General features: G+C 59.1%; 12 protein-coding genes. 4 read left to right on the top strand and 8 right to left on the bottom strand.

The window, feature by feature from the left end; translation table 11 throughout:
• The 7 genes from tsaB to Q1B15_RS12720 all read right to left on the bottom strand — a co-directional run.
• On the bottom strand, window positions 1–302 hold a 302-nt coding region (tsaB, locus tag Q1B15_RS12690), incomplete at its 3' end, for a tRNA (adenosine(37)-N6)-threonylcarbamoyltransferase complex dimerization subunit type 1 TsaB (protein WP_299754099.1).
• Complete coding sequence (locus Q1B15_RS12695) at window positions 292–855, bottom strand: NifU family protein (RefSeq protein WP_299754100.1); 564 nt, start codon at window positions 853–855, stop codon at window positions 292–294. The genes tsaB and Q1B15_RS12695, both read right to left, overlap by 11 nt.
• 156 nt (window positions 856–1,011) lie before the next feature.
• A complete protein-coding gene (locus tag Q1B15_RS12700) occupies window positions 1,012–1,467 on the bottom strand; it encodes a universal stress protein (protein ID WP_299754101.1) in 456 nt (151 codons plus the stop codon).
• 50 nt (window positions 1,468–1,517) lie between these two features.
• Window positions 1,518–2,483, bottom strand: a complete 966-nt coding sequence (locus Q1B15_RS12705; RefSeq protein WP_299754103.1) for an ornithine cyclodeaminase family protein — start codon at window positions 2,481–2,483, stop codon at window positions 1,518–1,520.
• The gene (locus Q1B15_RS12710; protein WP_299754105.1) at window positions 2,483–3,349 is read right to left on the bottom strand and encodes a branched-chain amino acid aminotransferase; all 867 of its coding nucleotides are present in this window, start codon (window positions 3,347–3,349) and stop codon (window positions 2,483–2,485) included. The genes Q1B15_RS12705 and Q1B15_RS12710 overlap by 1 nt, the downstream gene beginning before the upstream one ends.
• Before the next feature lie 75 nt (window positions 3,350–3,424).
• The gene (locus Q1B15_RS12715) at window positions 3,425–3,916 is read right to left on the bottom strand and encodes a VOC family protein (RefSeq protein WP_299754107.1); all 492 of its coding nucleotides are present in this window, start codon (window positions 3,914–3,916) and stop codon (window positions 3,425–3,427) included.
• A 181-nt stretch (window positions 3,917–4,097) separates the two neighbouring features.
• Window positions 4,098–4,295 carry a SlyX family protein gene (locus Q1B15_RS12720; RefSeq protein WP_299754109.1) on the bottom strand — a complete coding sequence of 66 codons (198 nt, stop codon included), beginning with the start codon at window positions 4,293–4,295 and terminating at the stop codon, window positions 4,098–4,100.
• A 78-nt stretch (window positions 4,296–4,373) separates the two neighbouring features.
• On the opposite strand from Q1B15_RS12720, the gene hisS reads away from it, so the two are divergent.
• The 3 genes from hisS to hisG are packed head-to-tail and all read left to right on the top strand — an operon-like array spanning window position 4,374 to window position 7,638.
• Complete coding sequence (hisS, locus tag Q1B15_RS12725; RefSeq protein ID WP_299754111.1) at window positions 4,374–5,855, top strand: histidine--tRNA ligase; 1,482 nt, start codon at window positions 4,374–4,376, stop codon at window positions 5,853–5,855.
• The gene (locus Q1B15_RS12730) at window positions 5,855–6,919 is read left to right on the top strand and encodes an ATP phosphoribosyltransferase regulatory subunit (RefSeq protein ID WP_299754113.1); all 1,065 of its coding nucleotides are present in this window, start codon (window positions 5,855–5,857) and stop codon (window positions 6,917–6,919) included. The genes hisS and Q1B15_RS12730 overlap by 1 nt, the downstream gene beginning before the upstream one ends.
• Window positions 6,916–7,638, top strand: a complete 723-nt coding sequence (hisG, locus tag Q1B15_RS12735) for an ATP phosphoribosyltransferase (RefSeq protein ID WP_299754115.1) — start codon at window positions 6,916–6,918, stop codon at window positions 7,636–7,638. The genes Q1B15_RS12730 and hisG overlap by 4 nt, the downstream gene beginning before the upstream one ends.
• A 71-nt stretch (window positions 7,639–7,709) precedes the next feature.
• Here the strand turns inward: hisG and Q1B15_RS12740 are convergent, their stop codons facing one another.
• Window positions 7,710–8,138 (bottom strand): DUF1489 domain-containing protein, encoded by a 429-nt coding sequence (locus tag Q1B15_RS12740; protein ID WP_299754117.1) that lies wholly within the window; start codon window positions 8,136–8,138, stop codon window positions 7,710–7,712.
• Between the two features lie 120 nt (window positions 8,139–8,258).
• Between Q1B15_RS12740 and Q1B15_RS12745 the strand changes: the two genes are divergently transcribed.
• Window positions 8,259–8,973, top strand: a 715-nt coding sequence (locus tag Q1B15_RS12745; RefSeq protein ID WP_299754119.1) for a ribonucleotide reductase N-terminal alpha domain-containing protein, incomplete at its 3' end; no start/stop codon positions are given.

Below are 8,973 nucleotides of genomic sequence, written 5' to 3' on the forward strand. Positions count from 1 at the left end.
TCAAAGGCAGAAACACCAATTGTCGGTACGCCCAAAGATAAGGCCAATCCGCGCGCCGCACTCACACCGATGCGGATGCCGGTAAAGTTTCCGGGACCGATGCCGACGCCGATCACGTCAAGTTCTTCCCAAACCGCCCCCTCATCCGACAACACTTCCTCCAGCATTGGTATCAGCCGTTCAGCTTGCCCTCTCGCCATTTCTTCATACCGCGATGCAACGACACGCTCGCCAAACAGCAAAGCGGCCGCGCAATGCGCGGCCGATGTATCAAATGCCAGTGTGGTTTTGTCAGGCGGCAACCGGACGAACCTCGACCACCTCTGGGATATAGTGCCGCAGCAAGTTCTCAATGCCCATCTTCAGCGTCAAAGTGGAAGATGGGCAACCCGCACAGGCCCCTTGCATGTGAAGGTAAACAATACCGCGATCAAAGCCATGGAACACGATATCGCCCCCATCCTGAGCCACCGCAGGGCGCACGCGTGTATCCAGCAACTCTTTGATTTGATCAACGATATCGCCATCTTCACCGGTATGTTCTGCATGGCCCGATGCCGGGCCGGCGTCGCCTGAAATGACGGGATGGCCCGACTGGAAATGCTCCATAATCGCGCCAAGGATCGCAGGCTTAACGTGATCCCATTCGGTCGCGTCTGTCTTGGTCACGGTGATAAAATCAAGGCCGAAAAAGACACCTGAGACACCGTCGATCCCAAACAAACGGGTCGCAAGTGGAGACGATCCAGCTGCCTCAGAGTTCGGAAAATCGGCCGTTCCGACCTCAAGCACACTCTGCCCCGGCAGAAACTTCAGCGTGGCAGGGTTTGGCGTCGATTCCGTTTGAATAAACATGGTGTGCGTCCTCTCGAATAGAGTTTAGATATGCGACCGCTTTGACGAACTGTCAAGAGTTTGGAATCATTCTAAATCCAAGTCTGCGTTCCCAGGTCACCCTTTCTGAAATCCCTCGGGGGTAAGCCCATCAGGGCGACGGGCAGCGCCCCTGCATCAGGTGATCGCTTCCAGCTTCTCTTTTGACAAATCCCCCGGCACAATCGTCACCGGAATAGGCAAATCGCCGAAATTCCGCGCCAACTCGGCAATGATCGGACCCGGTCCGCGGTTTTCACTCGATGCCCCAAGAACCAAAACGCCCACCTCACGGTCCTCGGCAACCTGAGCCATGATCTCCTGAACCGGCTCGCCTTCGCGGATCACCAGTTCGGGATCAACGTTCTGCTTGTCCCGCATCCACTTGGCGAACACCTCGAAATGCGCGTGAATACGCTCGCGCGCTTCCTCCCGCATAATATTCCCGACACCGATCCAGTGATTGAACTCATCGGGCGGGATAACCGACAGAATCTGAACGCCCCCACCGGTATGGGCCGCTCGCATGGCGGCAAACCGCATTGCGTTCAGACATTCCCGACTGTCATCCAGTACGACCAGAAACTTGCGCATAGCTTCGTCCTCTTTTAGCACCAATCATGAGACTATCGCGCGGCCTTTGTCTATGGTCCCGGAACAATCCGTTGCCCGGCCCCTGATGCCTCGGCACGCCGCATCGCAAGTGTCGCCGCGGCATAATCGCCAAGCGCCAGCCCCCGAAACACAAAGGCCGAAGCCGCATCGCCGCTGCGCACGAAAGGCGCCCCCGTTGCGAGACCCAGCAGGTCACCGGTGATCATTGATGCGGGAACCATCGGTTTTTCACTGGCGCGCTCCTGCTCAAGATCATCCACGAAAATCGAGGCAAATGCCCCAGCCGTCTCGTCTTTCCACGGGATGAAAAGGTCCGTGATCGCCGCAAAGGCTCCGGGCTTCATCCATCCCGCATCCAAAAATGGCACCACGTCGTAGTTCAGTGTGATTGAGCTTACCACGATATCCGCCGCGCGTATCGCGGCCTCTGCCTCGCTGGCTTCAGCCTCTAATCCAAGCCCGCGCGCTTCGTTGACAAACCGATCCACATTCGCGCGCCCACGTCCGACCGCAAACACCTTTTTTAAAGGGAACAACGCGCGAAACGCCTCCAGATGGCTCGACGCCTGCACCCCGCAGCCAATAAACGCGATGCTTTGCGACCCGGGGTCTGCCATCTTCCGGGCCGCCACGGCAGACAACGCCGCCGTGCGAACCGCAGTGACCCATGCTGCGCCCAAAAGCGCGCGCAATACGCCGGTTTCTGCATCCAGGATCAAGATCGCACCGGTTGTCGTGGGCAATCCACGGCCTGCGTTGTCTGGATAGACGCCAACCGTTTTCAGAACCGTCAAACCATCATCGCCCACCGCCAGTGTGGACATCATGTATCTGCCGTCCCCCGGCAAAATAACCGATTTTGGCGTCGTTTGAAGCCGCCCTTGCGCCTTTGCAACCAAGGCTACCTCAATCGCGTCGGCAATATCGCCGGGCGCAATCCCAAGCGCTTCCAGCTCTGTATCCGGCAAATAAAGATGATCCGGTCCCAAATGCATCACACCGCCTCCGACAAAGCCCAATCCCAATACATCTCGCGCACGCGGCGCGTGATTGGGCCGACCTGATACTGTGTTCCGTCAAACTCACTGACCGGGGTTACTTTCGACATATTACCCGACATGAACACCTCGTCGGCATCGGCGAAATCCGCAAAGCACAAAACCGCCTCCCGCACGGCAACACCATCCGCCGCCAAATTCGTCATATGCCGCGCCCGGGTAATTCCGGCCAAAAATGTACCGTTGGGGATGGGGGTAAAAACCTCACCGTCCTTCACCATAAAGATATTCGCAGTGGCCGTTTCGGCGACATTGCCCATCGCGTCAGCCACCAATGCATTGTCAAAACCACGACTGCGCGCCTCGACCAGCATCCGCGCATTGTTCGGATAAAGGCAGCCGGCCTTGGCGTTCACCACGGCGTCTTCCAACACCGGACGCCGGAATTTCGTGCGGGTCAGACGCACGGTTTTCGCAGCCGGAGCCATGCCGATTTCTTCCAGACAGATCGCAAACCCTGTCGCCTCAAGGCTGGGGACGATGGCCGTCGGATCGCCGTCAATGCCCCAATACATCGGTCTAATATACACCGCGCTGGTGGCCTCAAATGCGGCCAAACCTTCGCGCACAATCGCAACCATATCTTGGGTTGAAACAGTGGGGGTGATCATCAAAGCCTCAGCCGACCGGTTCACCCGCGCGCAATGCGCCTCCAAATCAGGCATCACGCCGTCAAAAAACCGTGCGCCATCGAACACCGTGGACCCAAGCCAAGACCCATGATCCGCCGCCCGCATGACCGCCACATTGCCGTCGTGCCAGGCCCCGTTGAAATACGTCCGAATATTGCTGCCAACCGCCATGAACGATCCTCCCAACGGCAAACCCTAGGGGTTCGATCCACGCGCGTCCAGTGATCGCAGCGCGACGGATGGCCCTTAAGCCGTGCGCCCGTCTGAAATCAACGCATCAATATCAAGCGGCGAATTCACCATCTCGATGACACCATCGCTGTCGACGTTCCAAAGTGTTGGATCACGGTCCCAGTAAAGCTCAATCCCATTGCCGTCAGGATCGTCAAAATACACCGCCTGGCTCACCCCGTGATCCGCCGCCCCATAAATGTTGACGCCAGACGCGCGCACCTGTCCGACCGCCGCGCCAAGCGCTGCGCGGTCCGGGTAAACAAAAGCCGCGTGATAAAGACCTGCGTTTTTCTTCGGCGAGGGCGCACCGCCAAGGCTCTCCCATGTGTTCAGGCCAAGATGATGGTGATAGCTGCCCGCCGCCATGAACGCCGCGTTCTCGCCGTAGCGAAGCGTCACATGAAACCCAAGCACATCCCGGTAGAATGCAATGGACCGCTCAAGATCGGACACTTTCAGATGGACGTGACCGACACGGGTTTCGGCAGGTGCGGTATAGCTCATGGACGTCTCCTCAATCTGACTCAGTCTAGACCAGCGATCTGTGGCGCAAAACCCCTGAAACCCCGCGAAAAGAAACAGCCCCCCGCACTGGGCCTCAGGTGAAAACCCGAAGCAGTCCGCACCTCGCAACCCCGATCTAGCACGTCAGTTTACCCCGCAAGCGACAGCGACCGCGCGTTCCTCAATAATGCGGAGGACGCTCGTTTCCGATCACCACGCCGCCCGAACCATCCGCCTCGCGCATCGCCTCCCGCTCCATCAGCATCGCCACGCGCCGCGTCATCACGGCGATCTCCTCGGCCTGCCGAGCCACCACATCGTTCAGCTCATCAACAACGCGCTCCAGATGCGCCAGTTGTTCCTCGATTTCCACACTCATCGCTGTCCTCCTTGCCCCCTCGCGGGCCACGGGCTAAACCCCGCGCGACATTGCATAAGGCCCAGGCCGGTAAACACCATGGCAAAGACCAAAAAACCCCAACGCCCAAAGGCCGAAACGCCCAAAGGCTTCAGCGACTACTTCGGTGCTGACGTGACCGAACGCAAGGCGATGCTGGATACCATCGCAAAGGTCTACCACGCCCATGGCTTTGACCCGCTCGAAAGCGCGGCCGTCGAAACGGTTGAGGCGCTGGGCAAGTTCCTCCCCGACGTTGACCGCCCCAACGAAGGCGTCTTCGCCTGGCAGGAAGACGACGGCACCGACAAGCCGGGTGATTGGCTTGCGCTCCGCTACGACCTGACAGCACCGCTCGCCCGCGTCTTCGCCCAACACCGCAACGACCTGCCGACGCCTTACCGCCGCTACGCGATGGGGCCGGTCTGGCGCAATGAAAAGCCGGGACCGGGTCGATTTCGTCAGTTCTATCAATGCGATGCGGACACCGTTGGCACGGCCTCCGTCGCTGCCGACGCCGAGGTCTGCATGATGCTGGCAGACGCCCTTGAAGCCGTCGGGATCGAGCGCGGCGACTACGTCATCCGCATCAACAACCGTAAAGTTCTGGATGGGATTTTGGCAAAGGCCGCCTGGGATGGCGACAGCGATCGCGCTTTTGTAATGCGAACCCTCGACAAATTCGACCGCCTCGGCGAGAGCGGTGTCCGGGACTTGCTGACCGGTGGCCGCGAGGATGACAGCGGTGCGTATGTTCTGGGGATTGATTCTGATCAATGGCAAGTGGACCTCGCGATTGACTTCCTAAAAGCCCGTCGTGATGACGCGGAAGGAACCTGCGCGCGTTTGGATGAAATCGTTGGCGATACCTCTGCGGGGGCCGAAGGTGTCACCGAGCTTGCCCAAATCGCCAACCTCTGCGCTGCCGCAGGCTACGGCCCCGACCGCATCGTTATCGACCCATCCGTCGTGCGCGGCCTCGGCTACTATACCGGCCCCGTCTTCGAGGCCGAACTCACCTTCGAGATCAAAGACGAAAAAGGCCGCCCGCGCCAGTTCGGGTCCGTCGCAGGCGGAGGCCGATACGACGACCTTGTCAAACGCTTTACCGGCCAAGCCGTCCCCGCAACGGGTATCTCCATCGGCGTCGACCGCCTTCTTGCGGCTCTTCGCATGAAAGGCCAATCCGAAGCTGACGCCACCGGACCTGTCGTCGTCACCGTCATGGACCGCGACCGCATGGCGGACTACCAGAAAATGGCGTCCGACCTGCGCGCCAGTGGCATTCGCGCTGAAGTCTACCTAGGAAACCCGAAAAACTTTGGGAACCAGTTGAAATACGCTGATAAACGCGACTCACCCGTCGCAATCATCCAAGGCTCGGACGAAGCAGATCGCGGCATTGTCCAGGTCAAAGACCTCGTCCTAGGGGCGAAAATCGCCGAAACGGCGACGCTTGAAGAATGGAAAGACCAACCGGCCCAATTTGAATGTGACCGCGCCGACATGGTGGCCCGCGTCCGCGCAATTCTCGACCGGTAATGGGCGTCAAATCCGATATCCGCGTTGAAGCCAACCGCCTGCGGACCTCGTTCGAGGGCAAAGGCGCCGAAAGTTTTGAGCCTGCAATTCTGCAACCCGCTGGCACGCTTCTGAACCTTTACGGCGAAGACATCCGCGCCCGTGCCTTTGTCACCCAAGACCCCCTTCGCGGCGAAATGATGCTGCGCCCGGACTTCACTGTGCCGCTGGTGCAAACGCACATCGCAACTGCGCGCGGCGAAACGCGTTACACCTACGCCGGTGAAATCTTCCGCCGTCAGGAAGACGACGACACGCGGCCCACCGAATACATGCAGGTCGGCTTTGAAATCATCGGCCATCCCCCCGGTATCGCGGACGAAACCAACGCCGACGCAGAGGTCTTCGCCACGGTCTCCGATGCCCTCGACGACTTGCCCGTGTCCGGGACGATCGGCAACTTCGGCGTGCTGACGGCCGCAATCCTTGGCCTTGATACGCCCCAACGGCGCAAAGACGCGCTGATGCGCCACATCTGGCGCCCCGTGCGCTTCGAAGCCCTGCTCGACAGGTTCTCTAAAAAGGCCCCGCCGGTGCCCGCGCCCGCCGATCTGACCGTCCCGCATGTAGGCCTCAGAAGCCCGGAAGAAATCGAAGCGCGCCTTGCCCTGCTTGCGGAAGAGGCGAAAACGCCCGCGTTGAAACTCTCGGAAGTCGACCGCCTGATGGCCTTGATGGCGATCCGCACCACCGCACCCGCTGCCGTCGACAACATCAAACGTATCGCCGATGGCGATAAAGATATCGTCAACGCGGCAAAGGTGGTCGAAGGTCTTCTCGACGCGCTTTCAGATCAGAATATCGACCCGACCAAACTTCAGTTCGAGGCAAGCTACGGCCTCACCTCGCTGGAATACTACACCGGTTTTGTTTTCGGGTTTTCAGCCTCCGGCGTCCCCGTCGTCGCCACTGGAGGCCGCTATGATCTTCTCACCGCAAACCTGTCCGGCGGACGACGCATCCCGGCGGTTGGCGGTGTGATCCGCCCCGATGCTGTCCTCGCCCTTAGGCAAGCCCGCACATGACTCTTAAGCTTGGCATCCCCTCAAAAGGCCGCTTGATGGCCGATACCTTTGACTGGTTCGCAGCCCGCGGTGTCACCATCACCCGCACCGGCACAGACCGCGAATATGCAGGTCGGGTCGATGGCGTGGACGGTGTTGAACTGGTTCTTCTCGCTGCCGGAGAAATCCCGCGAGAACTTGCGTCGGGACGCATCCACCTTGGCGTCACCGGCTCTGACGTTGTGCAGGAAAAGATCGCACGCTGGGACAGCAAAATTGTCCCCTTGGCCAAACTTGGCTTCGGCCACGCCCGATTGATCATCGCCGTTCCCAAGACCTGGACCGACGTGCGTGACCTCAACGATCTCGACGCCGCCGCCGATGCCTTTCGTCGCACGCACGGCTTCCGGCTTCGTATCGCCACGAAATACCACCGCCTTGTGCGTGCTCACCTGAAAGCCGCCGGCGTAGCCAGTTATCAGCTAGTCGACAGTCAGGGCGCGACGGAGGGCACAGTTGTAAACCTTACCGCCGAGGCTATCGCCGATATCACCTCCACCGGAGCCACGCTTGACGCCAATCACCTCAAAGAGATCGGCGATGTCATTCACGTCAGTCAGGCGACGCTTTTTCGGTCGCTGACAGCGGAATTGTCGAGCGATGACGAGGCATCACTGAGTGATCTTCGCGCAAAAATTGGAATTTTGTCCACAGGCACGCCAAAAGTGACCAAGACGTAAACTCGGCGAACGCCTGCACTGACACAATTCCGACGCTACGCAGGCGTTGTGGCGACGTCCCGAAAATGGCTCTAGCGGACCCCGATATCGGCCAGAGCAGCCATCAACGTGGGCGGCAAATCCTCGTTTGCACGGTCCAAAGAAAGGTCGCGCGGCGCATCAGTCCCGGGAAGATACCGCCAGCCCTGAAAGGGACGTTTCGGCACACTCTCTGTCCGGTAAACAATTGGATCCATTACGATACCGCACCGCTTTTTCCCGTCGCCCCGATCGACCTCGTCAAGACGAACAATCCGCTGACGCGCCAAAACCAGCCCCTTAATCACCCAGTAAAGCGAGCCCCCGTCCAACAGGTCGTCTGCTCGCTTCGGCCACATCCTTGTCACATGACGCGGCAACCCGTCTGGCCCCTTGGCCCGAGCACTCGCCTGCCACTCAATCAGGTCCTCGACCTTCTCGGCGCCGACGCAAAGCTTGATGAGATGTAGCGACTTATCCACAGAATCTTCCCCAGTTGCACTTTATATGGTATATCACTGTTCTCCACCTTCAACCCGTTGTGGAATTCGTGCGAATCTGTATGCTGGGGAACCTGCACGCTACCGCCAGAGGATTGTTTCATGACCCGTTTTGCCGCCCCTATTTCAGAACAGATCTGGGATATGAAGTACCGCCTGAAAGAAGCGGACGGCGTTGCACTCGACACGACGGTTGAAGACACATGGCGCCGCATCGCGCGGGCTTTGGCATCCGTAGAAAAAGACTCCGATCACTGGGAAGGCGTTTTTTATGACGCTTTGGAGGACTTCAAATACCTCCCTGCTGGCCGCATCACTGCCGGCGCGGGAACCGCGCGCTCGGTGACTTTATTCAACTGCTTCGTCATGGGCACTATCCCCGACAGCATGGGTGGCATTTTTGACATGTTGAAAGAAGCCGCCCTCACCATGCAGCAGGGCGGCGGTATTGGGTACGATTTTTCAACGATCCGCCCCAAAGGCGCAGGCGTCAAAGGTGTGGCAGCTGACGCATCCGGCCCGTTAAGCTTTATGGACGTCTGGGACGCAATGTGCCGCACGATTATGTCCGCAGGCTCACGGCGTGGCGCGATGATGGCAACGATGCGCTGCGACCATCCTGATATCGAAGACTTCATCACGGCGAAATCCGACCCTACGCGGCTTAGAAACTTCAACGTTTCAGTCCTCATTACAGATGCCTTCATGGCCGCTGTGAAGGCCGATGCGTCATGGGACTTGTCCTTTGAAGGAACGGTTTGCAAGACAGTAGACGCGCGGGAGCTGTGGAACCGCATCATGCGCTCGACTTACGATT

This window comes from uncultured Boseongicola sp. (genome assembly GCF_937988555.1).
In the GTDB taxonomy this organism is placed as follows: Bacteria; Pseudomonadota; Alphaproteobacteria; order Rhodobacterales; family Rhodobacteraceae; genus Boseongicola.

Bases quoted from the DNA above. Each gene is read 5' to 3' on its own strand.
- Q1B15_RS12695 (WP_299754100.1), bottom strand. From the start codon at position 855: ATGTTTATTCAAACGGAATCGACGCCAAACCCTGCCACGCTGAAGTTT.
- Q1B15_RS12700 (WP_299754101.1), bottom strand. From the start codon at position 1,467: ATGCGCAAGTTTCTGGTCGTACTGGATGACAGTCGGGAATGTCTGAAC.
- Q1B15_RS12705 (WP_299754103.1), bottom strand. From the start codon at position 2,483: ATGCATTTGGGACCGGATCATCTTTATTTGCCGGATACAGAGCTGGAA.
- Q1B15_RS12710 (WP_299754105.1), bottom strand. From the start codon at position 3,349: ATGGCGGTTGGCAGCAATATTCGGACGTATTTCAACGGGGCCTGGCAC.
- Q1B15_RS12715 (WP_299754107.1), bottom strand. From the start codon at position 3,916: ATGAGCTATACCGCACCTGCCGAAACCCGTGTCGGTCACGTCCATCTG.
- Q1B15_RS12720 (WP_299754109.1), bottom strand. From the start codon at position 4,295: ATGAGTGTGGAAATCGAGGAACAACTGGCGCATCTGGAGCGCGTTGTT.
- hisS (WP_299754111.1), top strand. From the start codon at position 4,374: ATGGCAAAGACCAAAAAACCCCAACGCCCAAAGGCCGAAACGCCCAAA.
- Q1B15_RS12730 (WP_299754113.1), top strand. From the start codon at position 5,855: ATGGGCGTCAAATCCGATATCCGCGTTGAAGCCAACCGCCTGCGGACC.
- hisG (WP_299754115.1), top strand. From the start codon at position 6,916: ATGACTCTTAAGCTTGGCATCCCCTCAAAAGGCCGCTTGATGGCCGAT.